22 protein-coding genes are annotated in these 24,593 nt (G+C 56.5%); 12 read left to right on the forward strand and 10 right to left on the reverse strand.

What is annotated here, in order from left to right:
• Positions 1 to 195 precede the first annotated feature (195 nt).
• The 4 genes from C4S74_RS08350 to C4S74_RS08365 all read right to left on the reverse strand — a co-directional run bounded on the left by C4S74_RS08350 (position 196) and on the right by C4S74_RS08365 (position 6,079).
• On the reverse strand, positions 196 to 669 hold the full coding sequence (locus C4S74_RS08350; RefSeq protein WP_103994888.1) for a GNAT family N-acetyltransferase: 474 nt from the start codon (positions 667 to 669) through the stop codon (positions 196 to 198).
• 46 nt (positions 670 to 715) lie between these two features.
• Positions 716 to 2,962 (reverse strand): DEAD/DEAH box helicase, encoded by a 2,247-nt coding sequence (locus tag C4S74_RS08355; protein ID WP_103994889.1) that lies wholly within the window; start codon positions 2,960 to 2,962, stop codon positions 716 to 718.
• An 88-nt stretch (positions 2,963 to 3,050) separates the two neighbouring features.
• A complete protein-coding gene (locus C4S74_RS08360; RefSeq protein ID WP_103994890.1) occupies positions 3,051 to 4,553 on the reverse strand; it encodes an NAD(P)/FAD-dependent oxidoreductase in 1,503 nt (500 codons plus the stop codon).
• Positions 4,550 to 6,079 carry an NAD(P)/FAD-dependent oxidoreductase gene (locus tag C4S74_RS08365; protein ID WP_103994891.1) on the reverse strand — a complete coding sequence of 510 codons (1,530 nt, stop codon included), beginning with the start codon at positions 6,077 to 6,079 and terminating at the stop codon, positions 4,550 to 4,552. Before C4S74_RS08365 ends, C4S74_RS08360 begins: the two co-directional genes overlap by 4 nt.
• Before the next feature lie 168 nt (positions 6,080 to 6,247).
• On the opposite strand from C4S74_RS08365, the gene C4S74_RS08370 reads away from it, so the two are divergent.
• Genes C4S74_RS08370 through C4S74_RS08385 form a run of 4 tightly spaced genes read left to right on the forward strand, consistent with a single transcriptional unit; the run spans position 6,248 to position 10,668 of the window.
• Complete coding sequence (locus C4S74_RS08370; protein WP_103994892.1) at positions 6,248 to 7,156, forward strand: phytoene/squalene synthase family protein; 909 nt, start codon at positions 6,248 to 6,250, stop codon at positions 7,154 to 7,156.
• Entirely contained in the window at positions 7,150 to 7,983 is an 834-nt protein-coding gene (locus C4S74_RS08375; protein WP_103994893.1) for a carotenoid biosynthesis protein, read from the forward strand. Before C4S74_RS08370 ends, C4S74_RS08375 begins: the two co-directional genes overlap by 7 nt.
• 19 nt (positions 7,984 to 8,002) lie before the next feature.
• Positions 8,003 to 9,118: a glycosyltransferase family 2 protein gene (locus C4S74_RS08380; protein ID WP_103994894.1), complete on the forward strand. Its 1,116-nt coding sequence runs from the start codon at positions 8,003 to 8,005 to the stop codon at positions 9,116 to 9,118.
• Positions 9,115 to 10,668 (forward strand): NAD(P)/FAD-dependent oxidoreductase, encoded by a 1,554-nt coding sequence (locus tag C4S74_RS08385; protein ID WP_103994895.1) that lies wholly within the window; start codon positions 9,115 to 9,117, stop codon positions 10,666 to 10,668. Before C4S74_RS08380 ends, C4S74_RS08385 begins: the two co-directional genes overlap by 4 nt.
• Here the strand turns inward: C4S74_RS08385 and C4S74_RS08390 are convergent.
• Positions 10,641 to 10,898: a hypothetical protein gene (locus tag C4S74_RS08390; RefSeq protein WP_103994896.1), complete on the reverse strand. Its 258-nt coding sequence runs from the start codon at positions 10,896 to 10,898 to the stop codon at positions 10,641 to 10,643. The genes C4S74_RS08385 and C4S74_RS08390 overlap by 28 nt on opposite strands.
• A gap of 113 nt (positions 10,899 to 11,011) precedes the next feature.
• On the opposite strand from C4S74_RS08390, the gene C4S74_RS08395 reads away from it, so the two are divergent.
• A complete protein-coding gene (locus C4S74_RS08395) occupies positions 11,012 to 11,614 on the forward strand; it encodes a nitroreductase family protein (RefSeq protein ID WP_103994897.1) in 603 nt (200 codons plus the stop codon).
• Positions 11,615 to 11,656: 42 nt separating this feature from the next.
• On the opposite strand, the gene C4S74_RS08400 is transcribed toward C4S74_RS08395, so the two are convergent.
• The gene (locus C4S74_RS08400; RefSeq protein WP_103994898.1) at positions 11,657 to 12,631 is read right to left on the reverse strand and encodes a metal-dependent hydrolase; all 975 of its coding nucleotides are present in this window, start codon (positions 12,629 to 12,631) and stop codon (positions 11,657 to 11,659) included.
• A gap of 446 nt (positions 12,632 to 13,077) precedes the next feature.
• Between C4S74_RS08400 and C4S74_RS08405 the strand changes: the two genes are divergently transcribed.
• Complete coding sequence (locus C4S74_RS08405) at positions 13,078 to 13,305, forward strand: small acid-soluble spore protein Tlp (RefSeq protein ID WP_103994899.1); 228 nt, start codon at positions 13,078 to 13,080, stop codon at positions 13,303 to 13,305.
• Positions 13,306 to 13,442: 137 nt separating this feature from the next.
• On the opposite strand, the gene rnz is transcribed toward C4S74_RS08405, so the two are convergent.
• On the reverse strand, positions 13,443 to 14,378 hold the full coding sequence (gene rnz / locus C4S74_RS08410) for a ribonuclease Z (protein ID WP_103994900.1): 936 nt from the start codon (positions 14,376 to 14,378) through the stop codon (positions 13,443 to 13,445).
• Positions 14,379 to 14,686: 308 nt separating this feature from the next.
• Positions 14,687 to 18,130: a methionine synthase gene (gene metH / locus C4S74_RS08415; RefSeq protein WP_103994901.1), complete on the reverse strand. Its 3,444-nt coding sequence runs from the start codon at positions 18,128 to 18,130 to the stop codon at positions 14,687 to 14,689.
• Positions 18,131 to 18,382: 252 nt separating this feature from the next.
• On the opposite strand from metH, the gene C4S74_RS08420 reads away from it, so the two are divergent.
• From C4S74_RS08420 to C4S74_RS08445, 6 genes are all read left to right on the forward strand, one after another.
• Positions 18,383 to 18,793, forward strand: a complete 411-nt coding sequence (locus C4S74_RS08420) for a cytochrome c (protein WP_103994902.1) — start codon at positions 18,383 to 18,385, stop codon at positions 18,791 to 18,793.
• A gap of 187 nt (positions 18,794 to 18,980) precedes the next feature.
• Positions 18,981 to 19,766, forward strand: coding sequence for a gluconate 2-dehydrogenase subunit 3 family protein (locus tag C4S74_RS08425; protein WP_103994903.1), 786 nt, complete (start codon positions 18,981 to 18,983; stop codon positions 19,764 to 19,766).
• Between the two features lie 19 nt (positions 19,767 to 19,785).
• Entirely contained in the window at positions 19,786 to 21,507 is a 1,722-nt protein-coding gene (locus C4S74_RS08430) for a GMC family oxidoreductase (protein WP_103994904.1), read from the forward strand.
• Between the two features lie 43 nt (positions 21,508 to 21,550).
• On the forward strand, positions 21,551 to 22,282 hold the full coding sequence (tatC, locus tag C4S74_RS08435; RefSeq protein ID WP_103994905.1) for a twin-arginine translocase subunit TatC: 732 nt from the start codon (positions 21,551 to 21,553) through the stop codon (positions 22,280 to 22,282).
• Positions 22,283 to 22,327: 45 nt separating this feature from the next.
• Positions 22,328 to 22,522, forward strand: coding sequence for a twin-arginine translocase TatA/TatE family subunit (gene tatA / locus C4S74_RS08440; RefSeq protein WP_009674378.1), 195 nt, complete (start codon positions 22,328 to 22,330; stop codon positions 22,520 to 22,522).
• A 311-nt stretch (positions 22,523 to 22,833) separates the two neighbouring features.
• Entirely contained in the window at positions 22,834 to 23,376 is a 543-nt protein-coding gene (locus C4S74_RS08445; protein WP_103994906.1) for an acireductone dioxygenase, read from the forward strand.
• 92 nt (positions 23,377 to 23,468) lie between these two features.
• Here C4S74_RS08445 and C4S74_RS08450 read toward each other — a convergent pair whose 3' ends face one another.
• Positions 23,469 to 24,281 (reverse strand): HAD family hydrolase, encoded by an 813-nt coding sequence (locus C4S74_RS08450; RefSeq protein WP_103994907.1) that lies wholly within the window; start codon positions 24,279 to 24,281, stop codon positions 23,469 to 23,471.
• 39 nt (positions 24,282 to 24,320) lie between these two features.
• Complete coding sequence (locus tag C4S74_RS08455) at positions 24,321 to 24,503, reverse strand: DUF896 domain-containing protein (RefSeq protein WP_103994908.1); 183 nt, start codon at positions 24,501 to 24,503, stop codon at positions 24,321 to 24,323.
• Positions 24,504 to 24,593 lie beyond the last annotated feature (90 nt).

The raw sequence follows: 24,593 nt of genomic DNA on the forward strand, positions 1-24,593 counted from the left end.
CGGCACTGTCCCGCCGCAGTCCGGCCGGCCGGGTTCGGCGGACGCGGGCAGCCGCAATCCTCGTCCCTCGCGGAATTCCCGCATCGCCATTCCGGCCGCTAAATATTTATAAGGCTCAACACTTTTATTTCGGTACCGATACATGACGGGCATCCATCCTTACCTGGGCATTTTCGGGTAAACCTCGTTTAACGTTCATTCGCCGATAACCTTCGACATACGAATATTTGTAGCTTTAAAACCGGCAGATTTATAAAGGTTCAGGGCGATTTCATTGTCTCCGAAGACATGCAGGGAAATTTTCGGAGGCAACCTTCTTTCTTTTATGAAAGCCTCCAGGGCATGCAGCGTTTTCTTGCCGAACCCGTTCCCCCGGAAATTTTCATCCATACGAATCCCGTAAATAAATACTTCCTGCTGTTCCTTGCGTACTTTGATCCACAGCGTACCGACGATTTGACGGCTTTCCTCGTCCATTGCGTTGAAAATATAGCTGTCCGCCGTATTTAATCCGTCCGGCAGCAGCTCTTTAAATTCACGAGCCGAGTCTTCCAAGGCTTTCCCGGCCTCCGTATTACCGGCTTTCGATTTACTTTCGGCATATTCCCTTACGGAAAGCTCCAGCCAGCCATCAAACTGTTCGGGCAGCATAGGTTCTAACACGACCATACGGGCACCTCCGTTTATTTGAAAAGTTAGCCTGCCGTCTCTCCGGTTACAGCTGATCCAGCAGCTTAAGACTGGTCCGCTTCGCATGGACTCCTTCAATCTCACTTCCGATGCAGGACGGACAGCCGTCTTCGCACGCGCATTTCCGGATGAGATTTTTGGCGGCCTGTTTAACTTCCTCGAAGCGGCCGTACACTTCCTCGGCCAGGCCAATTCCGCCGGGATAGTGATCGTATATGAAAATCGTCGGCAGGCCCGTATGAGCCGCCTTGATTTGCGAAACGACGTGAAGGTCGCTGCGGTCGCACATGACCAGAACGGGCGCGATATGCCGCAAGACGTTTGAAATTCCCAGCAGAAGCTGCTCCAGCGTTTTAACGCCAAGCTCCGGATCGACCTCGGCAAGCTGCACCCAAGCCGCGCTTGTGTGCAGCTCTTCTTCGGGCAGATGAATGGGGCCGGAACCGATATTTTCAAAGGTGCTCAATTTGATTTTCTTGAAAATAGTCGGCATCGCGTTCACCGTCACGTCCCCGTAATGCAAAGCCGACTTCGCAAGGCTCCGCGTCTTGTCAATCTCCAGCACTTTCAGCTGGACGGCCAGGTTCGCATCCGTGTAATATTCAACGTCCACTTCGCGGACGTACGCTTTTTTGTGCTCCCAGTCCAGCTTTTCGACCTGATACTGCACGCCTTCGTGAAGATAAATCGCTTCGTCATGCAGAAGCGTCATAGCGCTGAACCGGTCCATTTCCCCGATAATCCGGACGTTCGCCACATCGGACTGGTCGATAATGACCACGTTCTCCTGGGACGCCGACCGCAGGCTTATATTGCTGGCGGGAAAAGACTGGTCCGCCCAGTAGAATGTATCCGCATTGCGGTGCAGCACGCGCTCTTCCACGAGAAACTCCATAATCTCGGTAACCGCCAAAGGCCCGTACTCCTCCGTTTCCTTGAAGGGCAGCTCATAGGCGGCGCATTTCAGATGATCCACGAGAATAATCAGATTCTCCGGGTTGATCCGGGCGGCTTCCGGGGTTCTCTCGAAAAAATACTCCGGGTTCTGCACCACGTACTGGTCGATAGGCGTGGAACTCGCGACCATGATAATGAGCGCTTCCCCATGACGTCGTCCCGCCCGTCCCGCCTGCTGCCAGGTGCTCGCGATACTTCCCGGATAGCCCGTCATCACACACACCTGCAGCTGTCCGATATCGACGCCGAGCTCCAGCGCATTCGTGCTGACGACGCCGAGAATTTCGCCGTCCCGGAGCCCTCTTTCGATTTCCCTCCGCTGTTTCGGCAAATACCCGCCCCGGTATCCACGGATCGATTTCGTGCCGATTTCGTTTTTGACGAGTTCCTGGATATGGCTCAAAATAATTTCGACCCGCACGCGGCTTCTCGCGAAAATAATGGTCTGGATTTTATTTTTCAGAAATTGCTTGGCCAGGCTGTTGACTTCGGCTGTCGCGCTCCGCCGGATATTGAGGGGCTTGTTCACCACAGGCGGGTTGTAAAACACGAAATGCTTCCGTCCTCTGGGAGCGCCGTTATCGTCGATCAGCCTCATCGGAGAGCCGGTCAGCTGTTCCGCCAGCTCTTTCGGGTTGGCAATCGTGGCGGAAGTGCAGATAAACACCGGATCGCTGCCGTAAAACTTGCAGATCCGTTTCAGACGCCGGATTACGTTCGCGACATGGCTGCCGAATACGCCCCGGTACGTGTGCAGCTCGTCGATGACGATATATTTTAAATTCTCGAACAGGCTCACCCATTTGGTATGATGCGGCAAAATGGCGGAGTGAAGCATATCCGGATTCGTAATGACGATATGCCCGGCTTTCCTTACGACCTGCCGGATGGCCGGGGAAGTATCCCCGTCGTACGTGTAGCTTTTGATGTCGATGCCCATTTCGCCGATAATTTCGTTCAACTCGCTCTTCTGATCCTGCGCCAGAGCTTTCGTCGGAAACAGGTAGAGCGCCCGGCTGCTGTCGTTATCCGCGATGGCCTGCAGGACGGGCAGATTGTAGCAGAGCGTTTTGCCGGAAGCCGTGGGCGTCACCGCCACGATGTTTTGTCCGGCATGCACCGTCTCGTAGGCGGTGTGCTGATGGGTGTACAGCTCCGTGATCCCCCGCTTTGCCAGAGCCGACTTGATCCGGTCGTCCACACTCCCGGGTACGGCTTTTGTTTTCGCTTCCTGGGGTTCGATCTCGTGCCAGTTCACTATATTTTCATCGGTCCGGAGTTCCTGAATTAATTCGGCAAGCTGTTTCTTTCTCATGATTCGCGTCCCTTCTTAACCTTGACTGCTTAGAACGGCTGTTCTCATTATTATACGCTTCCCGGGCAAAAGAAAAAAAGCCCCAGTTTTATACGGGGCTTTCGTTAAGACAGACACCGGCGCCGGGCGCAAGGGCAAGATCGTCCCGGCCCATCGCCTCGTCGAGCAGCTTCGCTCCCTGCATCACGATGGGGATTCCCCCGCCGGGATGCACCGAGGCTCCGACCGCGTACAAGCCCCGGATCGGATAAGGCTTGACCTGCGGCCGGAATACGCCGCTCTGAAGCAGGGTCGGCGCAATGCCGAAGCTTCCTCCGGCATAAAGCCCGCCGGCAAGCGAATCGTGCGGGGTCCGCACCTTGCGCCACCGGACCGACTTCCGCAGCCCGACGAATCCGCGCTTCTCCACTTCGTCGATGACGGAATCGGCGAGGGCTTCCGCCCCGCTCCAATCGAGATGCTCACCGGACGGAACCGGGACGAGCATGTACAGCACGCTGTGCCCCCCGGGCGCCAGGGAACCGTCGATCAGCGACGGGTTGAACACATAAATGCACCGCTTCTCGGGCACGACTCTGCCGTGAAACACATCCTTCATCATGCCGTCGAAATGGTCGGAGAAATAGAACTGGTGAACATCCTTATCCGCGTAAATGGTGTCCACTCCCAAATAAACGAGCAGGCAGCCCGAAGACGGCGTAAACTTTCTTTTTCCCGCGGAATGCTTTTCGTCAAAAAGGCCCGAAACTCCCGGAAAATCCCCGTTGAGCACCACCCGTTCCGCTCCGATCTCCTCGCCTCCCGCGGATATTCCCCGGCACACGCCTTCCGCGTGAAGAACGCGCTCCACGGCGCGTCCGGTATGCACGCGCACGTTTTTGGCCAGCAGCTCCTCATGGAGCGTTTTCGCAAGTCCGGCATATCCTCCCTGAACATACCAGATGCCGTGGGCATGCTCCGAGTAAGGCACGAGCGAGTACAGGGCCGGTGTGTCTGCGGGATTGCCCCCGATGTACAAGGTTTGGAACGAATATGCCTGACGGAGGCGCGGATCGCGGAAAAATCTGGCGGCATCCCGGCTTACGCTGAGATAGGCCCGCATTCGGAGAAGCTCCGTCGTGTTTTTTACCGTAAAAAAGTCGCGCTTGCGCAGGAACGACTTTTCCAGAAACGCGGCCCGCCCCCTTTCGAAGCGGACCTTCATTTCTTTCATGTAGGCCCGGTATCCGTCCGCTTCCCCCGGAAACAAGCGCTCGATTTCTTCGATCTGGCGCGCTTCCTCCCGCCATTTCGTGAACACCGTTCCGTCCGCAAAATGAATGCGGTACAGCGGATCGCACGGGATTAGCGGAACCCGGCCGGCCGGGACACCCGCCTCTTCCAGAATGCCGCGGATCATATCCGGCAGCAGCACGATAGTCGGCCCCTGGTCGATCTTGTAGGTTCCGTTTCCTTCGTACGCCAGGCGTCCGCCCAGAACCGGCCCCCGCTCGTACAGCGAAACCTCGTGCCCGCGCCCGGCGGCATACAAGGCGGCTGTCATCCCCCCGATGCCGCCGCCTACGATGATCGTGCGGTTGCGGTCCCTCATCGTCCTACCTCCCGCGTCCCGGCTGTCCGGCGGAAGCGCTCCGCCGCCGTATATTTGGCGGCAATGCCCCTGGCAGTGATGCGGGCCGACTCCATAATCGTCGGCAGTCCGCTGCCCGGATGGGTGCCGCCCCCGACCAGCCAGCAGCCATCCGCTTCCTCGAAGCGGTTGTGAGGGCGCAAATACATCATCTGGCTGAGATTATGCGCCAGGTTGAACGTCGCGCCTTCGTAAACATGATGCTGCCGCTCCCAATCCAGCGGCGTGATCATTTTTTCGCCGACGATATGCGACGACACCCCCGCGAATCCCGCCTGTTTTTCCAGCTTCGACAGAAGCAGTTCACGGAAGCCGTCTTTCTCCGCTTCCCAATCGATGCCGCTCGTGTTGTTCGGAACCGGAGCCAGAACGTAAAGCCCGCTGCAGCCGGCAGGCGCCAGGGTCGGATCGGTGACGGCGGGGTTCTGCACATAAACGGACGGATCTTCCGACAAAATTTTGGACGCGGCGATTTCATGGACATTCCGCCGGTAATCGTCCGCGAACAGAATCGTATGATGCGCCCCTTCATATACTTTGTCCAAGGCGAGATACATCATAAAAGTCGAGCAGGAATACGATTTTTTCCCGAGACGGCGGGGCGTGTATTTTTTCAAAACACCGGGTTCAAAAAGCGTGTTCATCGCCTGGGCGAAATCCGCATTCACAATGACCTCGTCGGCCTCCACCTTCTCACCGTCCGCCAGTTCGATCCCGGTTGTCCGTCCGGCTTTCACCAGCACCCGCTTGACCGCGCAGTTCGTATGGATTTCTCCGCCGTATTCTTCCACGACCCGGGCCATCGCCCTTGAAATTTCGCTGACTCCGCCGATCGGGTGATAAATGCCGTAGGCGTGCTCGATATAAGAAAGAATCGTAAACGCACCGGGGCATTCCCAAGGCGACATGCCCAAATACTTGGCCTGGAAAGTAAACGCGAGCCGGAGCCGCTCGTCCGTGAAATAAGAAGCCAGACACCCGTAAAGCGATTTGTGAACCGTCAGCTTCGGCAGCGCTTTAAGAAAACGGGGATGCAAATAATGAAGCAGAGAATCGTGCTTGTTCTGCAAAATAGGAGAAAGCGCCTTCAGTTTCGCTCCCTCCTCGCGCATAAACCGGTCGTAACCGGGCCCGTTTCCCGGAAAAATACGTTCGATCTGCTCCACCATCGTATCCCGGTCCCGGTGAGCGTAAAATTCGGTTTCTCCGAATACGAGCCGGTACATCGGATCGATGGCTTTGAGCCGGACATAATCGTGAACGCTGCGCCCGGCGTCCTCGAAAAGCTCTTCCAGAATATACGGCATATTTAAAAAAGTCGGTCCCCGGTCAAACCGGTAATCCCCGAGTGTGAGGGATGAGTTTCGTCCCCCGACGGCAGGCCGGCTTTCGAACACGCTTACTTTATAGCCTTGGCTGGCCAGAAGCATGGCGGCGCTGAGACCTCCCGGTCCTGCTCCGACAACGGCTATATGCCTGCTTTTCATCTTGTAAACAACCTCCTCTGTCTAACGTTTGGACGGTCAGGTGGACTCAAAAATGTTTTTATGTATAATGTTAGTATAATGTATTACAACGTTTTTGAAAACAATTGAGCTTTTTGTACAAGGTTTGTTATATGTAAGGATTGTTAAAATTTCTAACTTGAGGTGATCATGTTGCACGCTGGCGACCTGGAAAACGCTTACCGTTACTGTGAGAGCATCGTCTGCAAGCATTCCTCCAGCTTCTACCGGGCCTTCTCCATTCTGCCCGAGAGCAAACGGAAGGCAGTCTGGGCCGTGTATGCCTTCTGCCGTACCGTTGACGATATCGTCGATGAAACACCCGGAGATGCAGGTAAGCTGCTGGGTGAATTCGAGCAATCCTTCAACCGCCTGCTGCAAGGGAAACCGGATGAGGGGCCCGGCTGGACGGCGCTTGCCGATGTATTCGGCCGCTATCCGATGGAGCCCGGGCCGTTCCGGGACATGATTGCGGGACAGCGCCAGGATCTGAGCCAATTCCGCTACGGCAGCATGCAGGAGCTGGAGCGCTACTGTTATCTGGTCGCCGGCACGGTCGGGCTCATGCTGCTCCCCATTCTTACGGACAAGATTACGCCCGCACTTCGCGAGAAAGCGATCCGGCTCGGCGTCGCGATGCAGATCACCAATATTTTGCGTGACGTCGCGGAGGACTATGGCCGGGGCCGCGTCTACCTCCCGGAAGATCTGATGACGCGCTTCGGTTACCGGGCGGAGAACATTCCCGCGGGCATGGACGCTCCGGGCTGGCGTCCCCTGTTCGAGCATCTGGCCAGCCGGGCCGAGCGGGACTACAGGGAAGGCTTATCCGCCCACCCCTATTATCCGCGCGACAGCCGGGCCTCTCTCTCGGCCGCCGGACTCATCTACCGCGAGATTCTGGTGCAGGCCGGAGTCCGCGGCGGCGACGTGTTCAGCGGGCGCATACGCGTGTCGGGAAAGCGCAAGACGGCGATTCTGCTTACCCTCCTGCTTCAGCGCGGGACCTGGAGGAAGCCTCAGCTCCTTCCCGGATCGGAGAGCAGTCTCACATGCTGAAGCCGCTTTTGTACGTCTACGCGTTCTGGTTTCTGTGCGGCTTCGTTCTGCTGCTCGCGGATCTCCTGCCTCCCTGGCTGGAGTGGGCCAACAGCGTCTACCTGATGCTCGGCGGAATCGCGGCGCTGCTCTGGGTGCGCCGGGAAGCAGGCACTCGCCGGATGCTCCTTTTCCTCATCCTTTGCGGCGGCTTGTCCTTCTTCTCCGAGTGGTTCGGTTCTCATACCGGCCTGTGGTTCGGCCGCTATTCGTACACGGACCGCTTTGCCCCGCTTCTTTTCGGGGTCCCGCTGGCGATTCCGATGGCTTGGTGCCTCATACTGGCCATCGCCAAATGGTTCGTCCGGGGCAGGGGAATACGCGCAGCCGCTGCCGCGGGCGGGATCGCGTCGATGATCGACCTCGTGCTCGATCCCGTTGCCGTACGCCAGCGGTACTGGGTGTGGGCCGATCCGGGAGCGCTGTCTTTTCACGGCGTGCCCTGGACCAATTTCGCCTGCTGGTGGATAACCGCCTCCCTGATTTACGCGTGCTGCATGCGCTGGAAGTTGGCCCCGCGCAGCCGGCTTCATTCGCCGGGCCGGACGGGCCGCCTAACCGCTCTTATACGTGCCGCCGATGTCCAGGCCGCCGCCCCGCTCCTTCTATTCGTTACGCTTGAGCTCCTGTTTCTCGCTCTCGGCAGTTCATTCGGCCTCTGGCCGGCCGTTTTGATCAACGGAAGCGGCGCCGCTCTGCTTCTGCTGTGGAGATACGCCGCCTCGGGACGGGCAGCCCGCGGAAACCTGCAAGACCAGCCGGATCTTTTTGCTCATCCCCGTTCCTGACTGAAAGGAGAGAAACACCATGATTGTTTCGCTCATCGGCTCCGTCACGCTCTTTTTCACCTTATGGCTCCTGTGGAACATAAGGCAGTGGCCGAAAGTACGGACGGGCGTTCCCGGGGTTTTTCCGCGGGTGTCCATCCTGGTGCCGGCACGCAACGAGGAGCGCGGCATCGTAAGATGCGTCGAAAGCCTCGCAGCCCAGAACTATCCCGACTTCGAAATCCTCGTGCTCGACGACCGCTCCGAGGACCGCACGCCTGCGCTGCTCGGCGGGCTTGCCCGGCGCCATCGGCAGGTTCGCGTGCTGCACGGCAGGAAGCTTCCCGAGGGCTGGGTCGGAAAAGTTCATGCCTGCCACCAGCTTTACGAAGCGTCCTCCGGGAGCTGGCTGCTTTTCGTCGACGCGGATACCGTACATACGCCGGATATGCTCCGCTCGGTCCTGCATACGGCTTTTACGCGGGAAACTTCCTTCGTTACGGGCTTCCCGCGCGTCTTGTCCGCACACGCTTTCGGGTGGCTCATCCTGCCGATGCTGCATTTTATTATCGCGCTCCATCTGCCCGTCCGGTTCGTATCGCGATCCCGGGATGACCGCTTTATGGCGGCTCACGGCGCTTTTATGCTTTTTTCCAGAGAAGCTTACGAGAAGATAGGCGGACACGCCGCTTTTAAAACGGAAATGGTTGAGGATATGGCCCTGGCGCGGGCCGTGAAGAGAGCGGGCTTTCAAGCGGACCTGCTGGATATAACGCCCGTTACCTCCTGCGAGATGTACGAAACGCCGCGCGATGTGGTGGAAGGGTTCACCAAAAATATTTTTCTGGGCGTCGGCCGCTCCTCCGCGGCGCTTTTTGCCCTGCTTTTTTTGTACGGGTCGCTTTATGTATGGCCGCTGCTCGGTGCTGTTTTCGCTTTTGCCGGTGGAAATCTGTATGAAGGAGGCTTCTGGACGGGGATTTACCTGCTGGGGGTTCTCCAAAAATGGACGGTCGATCACCGGTTCGGCACGAAAGGCCCGTGGCACTGGTTTTTGCCCCTTTCATTCGCAGGTCTGGGCTATATCGCGCTCCGCTCCTGGTATATCGGAATAACAAAACGGGGCTATTCTTGGAAAGGCAGGGTTTACAGATGAATCGCACACCTGAAGGCGTCATAATCGGGGGCGGAATCGGGGGGCTTGTCGCTTCGATCAAACTCGCTTCCCTAGGATACAAGATCACGCTGCTTGAAAAAAACGCCTCTCTCGGAGGCAAGCTCCAGGCCCACGCTTACGGCCCTTATTCGTTTGATTTCGGTCCTTCTACCATGACGATGCCCTGGGTCTTCAAACGGCTTTATACCGAGTGCGGCGAGCAGCAGGATCCTGCGCTCCAGTTCATCAAGCTTGACGTGAACTCCCGCAATTTTTTCCGGGACGGGTCCGTCATCGATTTGTCTGCGGATCCTCATTTTATGGAAGAACAGCTGAAATCTTTCTCCGCCCGCAGCCGTCAGGGCTTTAAAAACTACCTGCGTGAAGTGGAACGGATTTACCAGATCGCAGAGCGGCAGTTTTTCTCCCGTTCGTTTACGAAATGGAGCGATTATGTCTCGCCCGCGCTCGGAATTTCCCTGCTCGGCGTCCGACCATTCACAACGATGAACAAATTTCACGAGACTTTTTTTGACGATCCCCGTCTGCTGGCCATGATGAACCGTTACGCGACTTACGTCGGCTCTTCCCCTTACCGGACTCCCGCGACATTGTCGATGATCGCTTACCTGGAGCTGTTAAAAGGGGTGTATTACGTTCAGGGCGGCAACTATAAGCTGATCGAAGCGCTGGAAAGGCTGGCACGCAAAAAAGGAGTGGACATCAGGACGTCCATTCCGGTCGGGCATATCTCTGTGCGGGGCGGAAAAGTGCAGGGCGTTGAAACTCCCGGCGGCTTCGTTCCGGCTTCGTTTGTCGTATCGAATAACGATTATTACGCGACGCAGCTAAACCTGATTCCGGAAGAGTTCCGCAGTATCCCGGGGAGCATCTTCTTGGGCCAAACGTCGACGAGCTTGTCCTCTTCGGGTTTTCTTATGCTTCTCGGCGTGCGCAAAACGTTTCCGCGGCTTCATCATCACAATCTGTTTTTTCCGGACCGGTATGAAACCGAATTTACCGACCTTTTCGAGGGCGAAGTCTGGCCCCGCAATCCGGCTCTTTACGTGTGCAACTCCTCCTATACGGAGCCGCAGCGGGCCCGTCAGGGCGGAGGAAGCAATCTCTATATTCTCGCGAATGTTCCCGCCGCCGTTCCCGGCAGACTCGGAAGCCATCCATCGGAACTCGCCTCCGTGGCGGATTTGTACAGAAGCCGTCTGACCGGCCTCTTGGAGAGACAGTGGGGCCTCCAGGGATTGTCCGCGAACACGGAAGTCGAACGCGTCTTCCATCCGGGAGACATTGCCGAAATTAGCGGCTCCATGTACGGAGCCCTCTACGGGCGGGCGTCCCACGGACTGAAACCGACCTTCTTCCGGCCGTCCATCGCGGACCGCCGGATTGAAGGCCTTTATTATGCGGGCGGAACCACGCATCCCGGTGGAGGAACGCCGATGGTCGCGCTGAGCGGTATGCTGGCGGCAGAGGCCGTATCCCGCAATTATCCGGTTCTTGAAGGTTACGCGAGATCGGACGAATCGTCATAATCATAGCGGATGCCATCCTGAACGGCGGTTGTGAAGGCGCTCTGCTCCTGCAGAGCCTGCATGGAACTAAGCTGGAGCTTGTGAAGCACCTCGCGGTATTCCTCGGCTTTCGTCTCCTTCGTCTCGCTGCGGATGGCAAGCTGAAGGGCTCTTTCAATCACAATGATATCCTGGCTTGTAAAGTTCATGTTCAGCACCCCCATTTTGTTAAAAAGAAGCTGTACTAGCATGCCCTGTTTTTTCCTCTGTCATACGCCGCTTTGTTTAGGATTCGCCGTTTGCGTCCAAATAAAGAGGTGTACCGTTTTTTGCTATCGTCACTCAAAAGACAGGAGGAATGGTCATGCCGGAACATCGTTTCGACGTACAAAATGAGCGTCACGCCGCCTATGACATCAATCCGATCTTTCTTAACCGCTGGTCGTCGCGGGCTTTTCTCGAAAAGGAGATCTCGGACGAAATTCTGATGAGCCTGTTCGAAGCGGCCCGCTGGGCCCCGTCCGCCAGCAATCTTCAGCCATGGCGTTATATTGTCGCACGTACGGACGAAGAGAAGCGGGTATTCGCCGAATTTATTTCAGCTTCCAACAAATCCTGGTGCCTGAGGGCGCCCGTGCTGGCTCTCCTGCTTTCCCACACGCCTTCCCCCGCCGGAGGGGTAAACGGTTCTCATGCGTTCGACGCGGGAGCTTCCTGGAGTTATCTGGCACTGGAGGCGGTCCGTCAAGGGCTGATTTCCCACGCCATGGCCGGTTTTGACAGGGAGAGCGCCCGCCGGCTGCTCGGCGTGCCCGACGATTACGATATCCATACCGTTATCGCCATCGGCTATCACGGCAACACGGACTCTCTCTCCGAACAGCACCTGCAGCGCGAGCAGCCGTCGGGACGGCGCGAGCTTGACGATTTTTTATTTGCGGGAAAATTTGGAAACTCTTTTGAGTAATTTCAGACCTCAGGCCGGTCTTCAAAGTCTGGGGCCTCTCTTTTATACATAGGGGGGCTCCCAGGCTTTTTTCGTCCATCCCAAATGTTCGGACAGCACCTTCATTTCTCTATCCAGCGTCACATCAATGCCGAACGGCAGCTTGTGCTCATGCCAAAATCTCACTTCGCGCCATTTCACCACGTATCCTTCTTCATGCGTATCCCAGCTTACATGACCGCTCTGTGCAAAAGCCAGAAATGCCCGGACACCTTCGGCAGCCATCGCCGCCTCGACAACCGGATGCGTCCGGTCCTTGACGTAGGTATCCTTCAAAACGATTCTCGCCCCCCGCACCGTTCCGCTGTGAAAGCTGTCTTCCGTTTCCGCCGCAAACTGCCAGCTTCTCCACGTCAAACCCGGAACCAGCAGCAGCGGGCCGGATGCCCCGAACCGGTCTTTCACATAGCCGCTCAACCGGCGGAAAAGAATTCGCTTATGGAGCCATCTCGCGATTACGTAAACGAAACTAGCCGTATATACGGCAGCCATGCATACCCCAGGGTGTATCGCTCCCGCCGCCCACAGCAGAGCCCCGCCTCCGTGAAGCACCAAGAGAAACGGATCGGTAAGAGGCAGAATATCGAGATGGAGCCAGCGGGATGAAAAGGGCCTTAAACACTGCACGCCATATGCGTTCAGCAAATCCAGCCCGACGTGGAGTATAACGGCCGCGGCCGCCCAGCCGAAAAGGAGAGCGTAATGGTCCCATGTGCCGAAAACCGCTGCGGCCAGGGCGCTCAGCAAAGCGGGCCAGACCAGCAGGGCAGGCAGCGAATGCGTGATTCCACGATGATGCTTGAGATAGACGGCATACCCTTTGAGGCGGGTGACCGTATCGAAATCCGGCGCATGAGAACCCGCTACGGTTGCGGCCAGCACCGCCTGCAGAAGAAGCGGATTTTGCGCGACATCCGGCTGCAGTGTGGCCAATCCCGCCAGCGTGACTCCGAAAAGCAGATGACTACCCGTATCCATGCTTATTCCCTCCCTGGACTGCTGATCTCGGAGCATCGGGCTGCGGGGGAGGTTGCCGCAGTGTCAGCGGCTGAAGTTACTGCCGCGGGCTCACGCTGCAAGCTCCTCCTAAACTGTCGGTTCACGGCGTGGATCGAATGCCCGCCCGGACCGTGTCCGCTCTCACGCACGGCAAAGTTATTGCGCCGCCGGCAGTATTACCGGGCAGTACGCCCCGTTGTTTCCCCCGGGTTCCCCTTCCCCGTATCGGGCAGCCGGCCGCGTGCGCGGTGGGCGAATCGTGACGGCCGTTCGTCCCCCATCCCGAGCTTGCCTCCCGGCAGCGCCCGACCCCCTGGGATCAGCCTAGCAAGCCCGCATCATTGGAACGTTAGCAGAAGATGAAGATTTTATGAATACGCTCTGCGTCAAAAGCGAATCGTAGGAGATGGAAAGGAGGGATACCGATGGCCAAAAAAGATAACCGCGGGGATAATGCCGTTCATCTGAAAAACAGCATCCGGAACACGGAAGCCCGCCTTCATGAAACTCAGGAATATTTGGACGAGCATGCGGACGAAATTTCCACAACAGAACAAGAGGCGCTTCAAGCCAAGAACGAACGCCGCCGCCAAAGCGTGAGCAGCTTCAAAAGCGAACTCCAGGACGAAGCTAAATTCGATACGACCGAGTGATTCCGGCATACGCCGGTGGAGCGGAAGTAACCAGCGGCTCATCAAAAAGCTTTGCATAGAAAAAAGGGCCCGGCTGGTGTGATCCCGCCGGGCCTTTTTTCTATGCATTTGTTCCTAGGGGAACCGGATAGCCCTGCTCAGCTCTGTTTGCGCGGAACCACGTGGCTGTAGAAGTCTTCGGCCAGCCAAGAATCCGGGTGAATCGCTCTCGCTTCCTCAAGAAGACGATCGGCTCCCTCTCCTTGATAGCGCGAGGAGATGTGCGTCATGATCAGCGCGCCGACGCCGCCGTCCGACGCCGTACGCGCCGCCTGTTCCGTCGTCGAATGGTCGTACGCCTCGGCAAGATCTTCCCGTTCCGCTCCGAACGTCGCCTCGTGAACGAGCACGTCGGCGCCTTCCGCAAGCAGCGCCGAATTGCCGCACGGCTTCGTGTCGCCGAGAATCGTCACCGTCCGGCCCTTGATCGAAGGCCCGACGAAATCGCTTCCGTGCAGCTCGCGGCCGTCCTCCAGCTTCACCGTCTGGCCCTGCTTCAGGCGCCCGTACAGCGGTCCGGCGGTAATGCCCAGCTCATGCAGCTTCTCCTGCTGGAGCTTGCCCGGAAGGTCCTTCTCGACGATGCGGTAGCCGAAGCACTCGATCCGGTGCTCCAGAGGCGCGGCCTCGACCCGGAACGTCTCGTCCTCGAAGACGACTCCGCCTTCGGACGGGATTTCCCGGATAACCAGCTCGTAGTCGAGATGAACCTGGCTCAGCTGCAGGGACATGTCCACATACGCTTTAATGCCCTTGGGTCCGTAAATCGTAAAAGGCGTATCCCCGCCTTGATAAGAACGGCTGCTCAGAAGTCCCGGCAGGCCGAATATATGATCGCCGTGAAGATGCGTTACGAACAGCTTTTCCGACTTGCTCAGCTTGACGGGCGATCTCAAGATCTGATGCTGCGTTCCTTCCCCGCAGTCAAAAAACCAGATGCTCCCCCGCTCCGGCAGCAAATTCAGCACAATGGATGTCACATTACGGTGTCTGGCAGGCATGCCTGCTCCCGTTCCGAGAAAATACAATTCCACGACCCTGTTCCTCGTTTCTGCAGATATCGTTTCCTGCTTTTTAACATGCTATAAAAATTCGTTCCGGAAGTCAAACGGCCCCGTATTCCATGGGAAAGCTCCTTTAATGGCTCCGTAAATTTCTTTGCCGCAGAAGCAATTCCCTTCCGGGACAGACTTCCCCGGCTCCTTCCCGCTGCATTCGCCCCAGGTAGAGGGCAAAAAAGACGGTTCTTCTCGGAAGAACCGTCCTGCTTTTCGCAGCCTGCCGGCCGAACCGGTGGTCAGCGTCTATTTATTCATAATCATTTTGCGGGCGGGACGAAACGTTAAACTTTGTCGACGTTAAAATACCGCGCTTGAGGATGGGCGAACACGATGGCCGATACGGAAGCTTCCGGTTCCATCATGCAGCCTTCGGTCAGCTCGATTCCGATATCCTCCGGCTTCATCAGCTCGAACAACGGCTCCTGATCCTCCAGATTCGGACAAGCGGGATAACCGAACGAGAACCGCTGGCCGGTATACTTCGCCCCAAAACGCTCCTGCATCGTCATTTCCGCACTATCCGGAATGCCCCACACGTCGCGCATAATATGATGCACGCGCTCCGCGAAACCTTCCGCGACTTCGAGAGCGGTCGACTGCAGCGCATGGGAGCGCAGATAATCGCCCTGCTCGCGCCATTCGCGCGCCAGCTCGCTTACGCCCTGCCCCGCCGTGACGACGAGGAAGCCGATGTAATCCATAACGCCGCTGTCTACCGGCTTGAGATAATCGGCCAGACACAGGAACGGCTCCGTTCCCTGACGCGGGAAGGTGAACCGCTTGAGCACCTTCGTCGTGTCCGCGGGATCGTACACGACAACATCGTTTCCGTCCCCTTGGGCCGGGAAGAACCGGTACATCCCCTGGGCACGGATGATGCCGTTCTTCTGCGCTTCGTACAGGATGGTGTCCACGGTGTCCTTCAGCTGCAAGGCTTTCGGGTCCTGCTCGGCGATGAGCTTATCGACCTTGCCTTTCAGGCCGAGGTGATGCCCGAGGAGCATCTGCATGTTCACGTACGGCATGAGATGGCCGATCGGATAATCCCGCAGTACGTGGCGGTCCAGATCCGGCGGCACCGCCACCGGCAGGGTGCGGTCTACCGTGGACGAGAACACGCGCGTCAGCACCGGCATTTCCGTCCCTTCCTTGCGGCCGGCTTCCATCACATCGGAATCTTTCGCTTCCCGAAGCTCCTGGATAAGGCGCTCCCGCTGCACGGGGTCGCTCAATTTGTTCGCGATGTCGAGACCGTCCATCGCGTCTTTCGCATACAGCACGAGGCCGTCATATTCCGGCGAGATGCGCGTCTTGGTGAACTTCCGCGTCAGAGCGGCGCCGCCCACCATGATCGGAACGTCGATTCCCGCGGTACGCAAATCCTGCGCCGTGACGATCATCTGCTGGGCGGACTTCACGAGCAGACCCGACAACCCGATCGCATCCGGCTTTTCTTTGCGGAAAGCCTCGATCAGCTGCTCCGGCGGAACCTTGATGCCGAGGTTCACGATCTGGTAGCCGTTGTTGGATAAAATAATTTCCACGAGGTTTTTGCCGATATCGTGGACGTCGCCTTTTACGGTGGCCAAAATAATTTTTCCTTTCACCGCAGACTCGTTCTTCTCCATAAACTGCTCCAGGTAAGCCACGGATGCTTTCATAACTTCGGCGCTTTGAAGCACTTCCGCTACGATCAGCTCGTTGTTGTTGAACAGGCGTCCGACTTCTGCCATCCCTTCCATCAGCGGACCGTTGATCACTTCCAGGGGGGAATATTTCTGAAGCGCCTGCTCCAGATCGGGAAGAAGCCCTTCCTTCGTTCCCTCGACCACGTAAGAGGCCAGCCTCTCTTCGAGCGTAAGGGTCGATATCTTTTCCTTCTTCTCAACCTTCTTTACCCGGAAATGAGCCACAAATTCGGCCAAAGTCTCGTCGTTCGTCTCATAGATGAGCCGCTCGGCAAGCGTTCTTTCCTCTTCGGGGATGGAGGCGTACCGCTCCAGCTTCTCCGTGTTCACGATGGCGTAATCCAGGCCCGCTTTCGTACAGTGGTACAAGTAAACGGCATTCAGCACCTCGCGCCCGGCTTCGGGAAGACCGAACGAAACGTTGCTGAGACCGAGAATGGTTTTGGTTTGGGGCATCGCTTCTTTGATAAGCCGGATGCCTTCGATCGTTTCTTTGGCGGAACCGATATACTGCTGGTCTCCGGTGCCGACCGGGAATACGAGCGGGTCGAATATGATATCTTCGGCGTTCATTCCGTACTTGTGCACGAGCAGATCGTGGGAACGCTGCGCAACTTCCAGCTTGTCTTCGCGCGTTATCGCCTGGCCGCGTTCGTCAATCGTACCGACTACCGCCGCCGCTCCGTAACGGTGAATAAGCGGAAGCACCTTCTCGAACTTCTCTTCCCCGTCCTCCAGGTTAATGGAGTTGATGATCGCTTTGCCCTGCGAATGTTTCAGCCCCAGCTCGATGACACGCGTATCCGTCGAGTCAATCATGAGCGGAACCTTGATCTTTTTAACGACAAGCTCCAGGAACTTCGTCATGTCTTCCGTCTCGTCCCGGTCCGGGTCCTGCAGACAGACGTCGATAACGTGGGCGCCGCCCTTAACCTGGGCACGGGCGATCTCGGAAGCTTCTTCATACTTGCCTTCGGCAATCAGACGCTTGAACTTCCGGGAACCGAGTACGTTCGTCCGCTCGCCGACCATGTAAGGGCGGTTCTCCGGTTCGATGTATACCGTTTCGATACCGGACACGGCCGACGGGTGCGTTCCAAGTTCGGTACGCGGTTTGTAAGCGCTCAGCGTTTCGGCGAGCGCACGGATATGAGCGGGAGTCGTGCCGCAGCAGCCGCCCGCGATGTTCAGCCAGCCCTGCTCGGCAAAAGCCGCCATTTTCTTGGCCAGGGATTCGGGCGACTCATGATAATGACCGTTCTCGTCGGGAAGCCCCGCGTTCGGATAACAAGAGATATAAGTGCCCGCAAGCCCGGACAAGGTACGGATATGATCCCGCATAAATTCCGGCCCCGTCGCGCAGTTCAGGCCGATCGAAATCGGATTGAGATGCTCCAGGGAAATATAGAAGGATTCGATATTTTGTCCGGCCAGCGTCGTGCCCATCGGCTCGATCGTACCGGAAATCATGATCGGCAGCTCGATACCCGTCGTCTTAAAAGCCCGCTGTATCGCGATCCCGCCCGCTTTTACGTTAAGCGTATCCTGGGAAGTCTCCAGCAGAATGGCATCGACGCCCGATTCGATCAAGGCGACCGTCTGCTCGTAATAGCTCTCTTCAAGCTCCTCGAACGTAACGCCTCCGGTTACCGAAAGCGTCTTCGTCGTAGGTCCGAGTGCGCCGGCGACATAACGCGGCCATTCGGGAGTTGAATATTTCCGGGCGGCTTCGACGGCCAGTTTGGCGGCGGCAACGTTAATTTCGCGCGCCTTCTCCGGTATATCGTATTCGGCCAGGACGACGCTCGTTGCCCCGAACGTATTCGTTTCAACGATATCCGAACCGGCTTCGAAATATTTCTCATGGATGCGCTGAATGACATCCGGACGTGTAAGAACGAGCATTTCATTACAGCCGTCGAGCTCTTCTCCTCCGAAATCGTCGGCCGACAAATCTTCCTGCTGGATCATCGTGCCCATGGCACCGTCCAGAATGAGAATTTTTTTCTGTAGTTGTTCTTTCAAACTAGGTTTCATCGTCCACCCTACCCTTTCCACGAACCTCCTGCTAGAACGCGCCTTTTAACGTAGAAAAGCGCACAAGTTAAGAAATAGTTTAGCAGATACGTGGGGGGAAGAAAAGAAATTTGTCGTTTTTCCGCCATAAGCCGCAGCGGATTGCAAAAGCCTTCGGATCCATCATGCGCAAACGAGAATATCTCGGGGACACGGACGCCAAACTATAGTCGGGAAACTTTTACTGAATGTAAGCGAACGGAGGTGATTTGTATGAACAAACGGATAACAACCTTGGCCGGCATCCTGCTCGTGACCGCTTCGCTGGCGGCCTGCGGCCAAAAGGAAACCGCGCCTACGCCTCAGCCGACCACTCCTGCCGCAACGGCGTCTCCGACAGCTTCACCGGGTGCCGCTGCGGGCGGCAACGCTCCCGAAGGCGAAGGCAGCGGAAGCCAGACGGCTCAGGCCGAATCTCTCTACAAGGCCCAGTGTATCGCCTGCCATGGCGTCGATATGGGCGGCGGCGTAGGCCCGAACCTGCAAAAAGCGGGAAGCCGTTTAAGCGAGGCGGACGTCAAGAACATTCTTCTGAACGGAAGAGGCGGAATGCCGGCTTTCAAGGGCAACCTGAGCGACACGGATATCCAGGCGCTGGCCGCATGGCTCGCCGCCAAGAAATAAGCCGCTTTTTCCACGCCAACGCATTCAGCGAGTTATTGTCCGAACCAACGCACGGATCCGCTACAGAAAACGGAATCTTCCGAAAGATTCCGTTTTTTCTTTTTCCTTACATACAAATCGGCAAAAAGGTGATACTTGGATATAACACTCATCTCGAAAACTCCACTTCTCTTACAGGAGGAACATCATGGCAGAAAATCAGCAGACCAAGCAGCCCCGGGACGAATCCCGGCGAAAGTTTCTGAAACTGTCCGGCGTAGCGCTCGGCGGAATTGTGGCGGGCGGAGTCGTCGGCGGTATCGTCGGCAATTCCATGGCCAAGAACAAGCAGGCCGCTCCGGGCAGCCCGCAAGGTCAGGGGCAGGCACAGACGGGCAACGCCAAGGATTACAACCAGGCTCCCATGTTTTTCAATCAGGAGCAGCTGCGTATTACGGAAGCCGCGACGGAGCGCATTTTTCCGAAAGACGAGCTCGGTCCGGGAGCCAAAGAGCTCGGTGTCGCTTATTATATCGACCATCAGCTTGCCGGCCAGTGGGGGATGAACGCCCGCGATTATATGATGGGGCCTTTCTATAAAGCCGAAGCGACCCAAGGCTACCAGGCAAGCTACAAGCGGCATGAGCTGTTTGTGATGGGCCTTACGGTCATGAACGACTACAGCAGGCAAAAGTACCAGAAAGCCTTCGCGGATCTCGCCGAGAACGAGCAGGACGAAGTGCTGAAAGCGTTCGAAAGCGGCAAAGACGTGCAGCTGAACGGCGTGCCGAGCCAGACGTTCTTCGAAATGCTGCGCAGCCTGACCATCGAAGGCGCTTATGCGGACCCGCTTTACGGCGGCAACAAGAACATGGCGGGCTGGAGAATGCGCAAGTACCCCGGCGATCAGATGAGTTACACGGCGATCATCGACAAAAAAGAGTTTGCCGTCATGGAACCGCTCAGCTTGCACGACCACACGAATCATTCCTGACAAGGAGGAGCAACGAAGAATGGCAACCAAACTTCCCAAAGTACCCATCCTGATCGTCGGAATGGGCTGGTCCGGCGGTATTCTGGCCTCAGAGTTAACGAAAGCCGGGCATAAAGTCGTCGCGCTCGAACGCGGCAAAAGCCGTAAAACCGAAGACTATTACATGGCCCACGACGAACTGCGCTATTCCCAGCGCTACGAGCTGATGCAGGACTTGTCGAAGGAGACGGTGACGTTCCGCAGCAGCGAGAAAGTACGCGCCCTTCCGATGCGTTCCTACGGCTCCTTCCTGATGGGCGACGGCGTCGGCGGGGCCGGCGTGCACTGGAACGGCCAGAATTACCGTTTTCTGCCCTACGATTTCCAAATCCGCACCAAAACGATCGAACGCTACGGCAAAAATAAAATTCCGCAGGGCATGATGCTGCAGGACTGGGGCATCACTTACGACCAGTTGGAGCCATACTTCGACAAGTACGAGAAAATGGCCGGAATCTCCGGCGAAAAGGAACAAAACGAAATGGTCGGCAAACGCTCCGCCCCCTTCCCGACGGGACCGATGAAAAAGACGCCGGGGATGGTCCTTTTCGAGGATGCCGCCAAAAAGCTCGGCTATCACCCGTATGTCATCCCGTCCGCCAACTTGTCGGAGAACTACACGAATCCCGACGGGATCGCCCGTGCGGCCTGCCAGTACTGCGCGTTCTGCGACCGGTACGGGTGCGAGTACGGGGCGAAAGCCGATCCGGTCGTCACGGTGATCCCCGTTGCCGAGAAGACCGGCAACCTCGAAATCCGCACAAACTCGAACGTCACCAAGCTGCTGCACACCGGCGGCAAAGTGACGGGCGTCGTATATGTCAATACGCCTACCGGCGAAGAATTCGAGCAGCCTGCCGACCTTGTCATCCTGGCGAGTTATGTATTCAACAACGTCCGGCTTCTGCTCACGTCCAATCTGGGCAAACCCTACGATCCGAAAAGCGGTACGGGCGTTATCGGCAAAAATTACGCCTATCAGATTACGGGCGGGGGCGCAGTCGGGTTTTACGACGACCAGGAATTTAACATCTTCGCGGGCGCGGGTGCGCTGGGGAGCTGCTTCGACGACTTTAACGGCGACAACTTCGACCACAGCTCCCTTAATTTTCTTCACGGGGCTAACATCCGCTTTACCCAGGCCGGGCTCCGTCCGATCGCCCACAACCCGGCTCCCAAAGACACTCCGCGGTGGGGTAAAGATTTTAAGCAGACCACGATCAAATACGCCAACCGGTTCCTGAACGTCAGCACGCAGGGCGCCAACATGCCTTGGCAGCATCACTTTCTGGATCTCGATCCGACCTACAAGGACATTTACGGGCTGCCTCTGCTCCGCCTGACCTACGATTTCGAAGATCAGGACAAGGAAATGGTCAAATATCTCGCCGAGAAAACGACGGCCGTGATGAAGGAAATGAATCCGACCAAGGTCGAGACGTCCAATACGATCAGCACCTATAACATCGTGCCCTATCAGTCCACCCATAACACGGGAGGCGTTATCATGGGGGCCGATCCTTCAACCTCCGCCGTCAACAGTTACCTGCAGATGTGGGATGTTGAAAATCTGTTTGTCGTCGGCGCTTCCGCTTTCCCGCACAACAGCGGATACAATCCGACCGGAACGCTGGGAGCACTCGCTTACCGCGCCGCAGAAGGAATTTTGACCTATTTGAAAAAAAGCGGCCCGCTGGTCTGAACCGACCGTCAAGGCATCGGGCATGGAAATGAGGTGACTGCTTATGGACCGGCCATCCGAAATGATCGGTCATCTGGAGGAGCTGCGCAAACGGCTGATTCTGGTGGCCTCGTGGTTTTTGCTGGCTCTGATCGGAGGGCTTTACGTCTCCCCCGTTATTCTGAACGCGGTAAAAGAGTCTCCGGCGGCGCTTTCGTTTCACTGGAACGTGTTCGCTCTTCCGGACGGGCTGGCCATATACATGAAATGCGCCGTTTTGTTCGCCGTCCTGCTCACTCTACCGCTGCTTCTGTATCAGCTCTGGGCGTTTGTCAGACCGGGCCTGAGCGAGCAGGAAGCCAAGGGGACGCTGGTCTATGTGCCCGCTTCCTTCGCGCTTTTCCTGTCCGGCGCCGCCTTCGGCTACACGGTCGTGCTTCCGATGATGATCCGGTTTATGCAGACCATCAACCGCAGCATCGGGGCTGCCGAGACCTACGGCATCGACCGTTTTTTCGGTCTCGTCTTCAACGTCGTGTTCCCGCTCGGAATCGCGTTCGAGCTGCCTCTGCTCGTGCTTTTTCTGACAAGGCTCGGTCTCTTGACGCCCGAAAATTTGCGAAAAACACGCAAATATACGTACATCGGACTTGCAATCGTGGGAGCTTCGATCTCACCGCCCGATTTCTTCTCCCACATTGCCGTCACGATTCCGCTGATCGCGCTGTTTGAATGCAGCATCCTTCTCTCCGCCCGCTATGTCCGCAGGATGAACCTGTCCGCCGGATCAAGCTGAAGTCAGAATGAGCGCCTTAAATCATCCAGGAAAGGAGACACACCCATGCTCAACAATATCGGTATATCGGGACTACTCATCATCTTGATGCTGGCCCTCATTTTGTTCGGCCCTTCCAAGCTGCCGCAGCTCGGACGCGCTTTCGGGGACACGCTTCGCGAATTCCGCACATCGACCAAAGAAATGGTGGACGATGTGGAAAAAAGCATCGAAACGACAGACCGGGACAAACAATCCTGACGGTTTGGCGGGTACAACGGGAAGCGGCGCATCACCTCGTCTAAAAGAAACACATCGCTTCCCTTCGCCCTGTCGTCTTGACTTCTTAACCGGATATCTTCGTGCATTACCGCCTGGCCTTATTAGGGCGGCATCGCGTATATCTAGAGCGCCTCTCCCGCCGGAGAAGCGCTCTTTTAAAATCCCATCGGAAAAGTTGTATTTTTTGCCGGGAATCATCGACAGCCGGGAGTTTATCCTCTATAATCAGGTATAAACCTATTCCGACCTACGGGCGGCTATTATTTCCGAGAAAGAAAGAGGGATGAGAAATGGCTGAAATTCATATTCGCAACACGGGTGAACGCATTTCCGGAGAGGAGAATGTCCGGGCGTTTCTGGACCGTCAGGAAGTTCTTTACGAGCACTGGAATCCGACCAAGCTGCCTGCCGGCATTCAGGAGAAATTCATTTTGTCCGACGAGGAGAAAGCTCAAATTTTGAGCACTTACGACGAGGAGATCCGCGATCTTGCCAAGCGCCGCGGTTACCAGACGTGGGACATTATCGCTCTTTCCGACGCGACTCCTAACCTGGACGAGCTTCTTAAAAAGTTCGAGCAGGTGCACACGCACACCGAGGACGAAGTCCGCGCCATTACGGCCGGCAAAGGGATCTTTATCATTAAAGGTTCCGACGATGTCGGTTACTTCAACGTAGAGCTGGAAGCGGGCGATGTCATTTCCGTACCGGAACACAAGCCGCACTTCTTCACTCTGATGGACAATCGCCAAATCGTCGCGGTCCGTCTCTTTATCGAAACGGAAGGCTGGATTGCCCACCCGTTTGAGGATCCGACTTTTCAAAAAGCTTAAGACACCTGAAGCCGGATAATGGCACTTAATCATTTCTTCATAGAAAAAGCGAAAACCCGCCGCTCGTATTAAACGAGAGACGGGTTTTGTTTTTACCCGGATATTTGAACTTCCCGTTCCGCTTCCAGAATACCCCGGATGTCGCGAAGAGAAGTAATTTCAAACGTCGGCTTGGCTTCTCCGTTAAAGAGCATGCCGTGCCGGTTAATCCACATGTTCTTCATCCCGCAGCGGAAGGACCCGAGAATATCGGTCGTCAGCTTATCGCCGACCATTACACATTCCTCGGCCTTCAGACCGAGCAGCTCCATGGCGTGGTTGAAAATCGTGACAGCCGGCTTACCGTCGCCGAAATCGCCGGAGATGACGATATGATCGAAGTAAGGAGCCAGTTCGGGGACTCCCGCCAGTTTTTCGCGCTGCAGATCAGGGGATCCGTTCGTCAGCAGCAGCAATTTGTACGACTTCTTGAGCTCGGCGAGCACTTCGAACGTCTCTTCGTAGACGATGGGACGCGATCTCCGCTCGGCGGGAAATTTCTCGGCGAGCCGTGCTCCAAGCTCCGGATCGTTAACGCCGAGAGCGGCAAGTCCGCGGGTCCACGCTTCTTTGCGGTAACCGGGCGCCAAAGCCTGCAGCTTGCGGAACTCTTCCTGCTTCCCCTCCGTAAAGTTGGCCCACAGCCCCTCAAACGGGTTGATTCCGATATGCTGGGTGAACGGAAACGTTTCGTAGGCTTCGTACAAAGCCCGTGCTTCCTTGCGTACGGAAGCTTCCAGCTCTTCGGGATTCACATCCGCATGGCGGGCCGCCTCCTCGCAGGTAGCCTGGAACGCTTCCTTCACACTCCGGTCATCCCATAACAGAGTGTCGTCCAAGTCGAACAAAATTGCTTTTACCGTCATCTTATAGATCCCCTTTACTGCCTTTGGCGGCCGATAATTTTATTGTTCATCCGTATAATGGATGGAGTCCAGCTGACCTCTTAGCTGTGATTTCATTGCTGCAATATATTCTTTACGCAATTCGTTGCGCTCCTCAAGCTCAGCCTCGGACAATCCGACGCTTTTTGCTTTGCGGGCCAACTCGTTAATGCGCTGTACTTTAAGTTGGAAATTGTCGCTCATACGTAAACCTCCTATCCAGCCGTTCAATATCTATTACTTTGCCATCCGCTATGTCGATTGTCAAGAAGCCGTCTGACTTAAACGGACACG

It is taken from the genome of Paenibacillus sp. UNC499MF (assembly GCF_900107975.1).
Classification (GTDB): Bacteria; Bacillota; Bacilli; order Paenibacillales; family NBRC-103111; genus Paenibacillus_F.

What these genes read in the sequence shown, in the direction of transcription:
- C4S74_RS08350 (WP_103994888.1), bottom strand. Translation starts at nt 669, where the DNA reads ATGGTCGTGTTAGAACCTATGCTGCCCGAACAGTTTGATGGCTGGCTG.
- C4S74_RS08355 (WP_103994889.1), bottom strand. Translation starts at nt 2,962, where the DNA reads ATGAGAAAGAAACAGCTTGCCGAATTAATTCAGGAACTCCGGACCGAT.
- C4S74_RS08360 (WP_103994890.1), bottom strand. Translation starts at nt 4,553, where the DNA reads ATGAGGGACCGCAACCGCACGATCATCGTAGGCGGCGGCATCGGGGGG.
- C4S74_RS08365 (WP_103994891.1), bottom strand. Translation starts at nt 6,079, where the DNA reads ATGAAAAGCAGGCATATAGCCGTTGTCGGAGCAGGACCGGGAGGTCTC.
- C4S74_RS08370 (WP_103994892.1), top strand. Translation starts at nt 6,248, where the DNA reads ATGTTGCACGCTGGCGACCTGGAAAACGCTTACCGTTACTGTGAGAGC.
- C4S74_RS08375 (WP_103994893.1), top strand. Translation starts at nt 7,150, where the DNA reads ATGCTGAAGCCGCTTTTGTACGTCTACGCGTTCTGGTTTCTGTGCGGC.
- C4S74_RS08380 (WP_103994894.1), top strand. Translation starts at nt 8,003, where the DNA reads ATGATTGTTTCGCTCATCGGCTCCGTCACGCTCTTTTTCACCTTATGG.
- C4S74_RS08385 (WP_103994895.1), top strand. Translation starts at nt 9,115, where the DNA reads ATGAATCGCACACCTGAAGGCGTCATAATCGGGGGCGGAATCGGGGGG.
- C4S74_RS08390 (WP_103994896.1), bottom strand. Translation starts at nt 10,898, where the DNA reads ATGCTAGTACAGCTTCTTTTTAACAAAATGGGGGTGCTGAACATGAAC.
- C4S74_RS08395 (WP_103994897.1), top strand. Translation starts at nt 11,012, where the DNA reads ATGCCGGAACATCGTTTCGACGTACAAAATGAGCGTCACGCCGCCTAT.
- C4S74_RS08400 (WP_103994898.1), bottom strand. Translation starts at nt 12,631, where the DNA reads ATGGATACGGGTAGTCATCTGCTTTTCGGAGTCACGCTGGCGGGATTG.
- C4S74_RS08405 (WP_103994899.1), top strand. Translation starts at nt 13,078, where the DNA reads ATGGCCAAAAAAGATAACCGCGGGGATAATGCCGTTCATCTGAAAAAC.
- metH (WP_103994901.1), bottom strand. Translation starts at nt 18,130, where the DNA reads ATGAAACCTAGTTTGAAAGAACAACTACAGAAAAAAATTCTCATTCTG.
- C4S74_RS08420 (WP_103994902.1), top strand. Translation starts at nt 18,383, where the DNA reads ATGAACAAACGGATAACAACCTTGGCCGGCATCCTGCTCGTGACCGCT.
- C4S74_RS08425 (WP_103994903.1), top strand. Translation starts at nt 18,981, where the DNA reads ATGGCAGAAAATCAGCAGACCAAGCAGCCCCGGGACGAATCCCGGCGA.
- C4S74_RS08430 (WP_103994904.1), top strand. Translation starts at nt 19,786, where the DNA reads ATGGCAACCAAACTTCCCAAAGTACCCATCCTGATCGTCGGAATGGGC.
- tatC (WP_103994905.1), top strand. Translation starts at nt 21,551, where the DNA reads ATGGACCGGCCATCCGAAATGATCGGTCATCTGGAGGAGCTGCGCAAA.
- tatA (WP_009674378.1), top strand. Translation starts at nt 22,328, where the DNA reads ATGCTCAACAATATCGGTATATCGGGACTACTCATCATCTTGATGCTG.
- C4S74_RS08445 (WP_103994906.1), top strand. Translation starts at nt 22,834, where the DNA reads ATGGCTGAAATTCATATTCGCAACACGGGTGAACGCATTTCCGGAGAG.
- C4S74_RS08450 (WP_103994907.1), bottom strand. Translation starts at nt 24,281, where the DNA reads ATGACGGTAAAAGCAATTTTGTTCGACTTGGACGACACTCTGTTATGG.
- C4S74_RS08455 (WP_103994908.1), bottom strand. Translation starts at nt 24,503, where the DNA reads ATGAGCGACAATTTCCAACTTAAAGTACAGCGCATTAACGAGTTGGCC.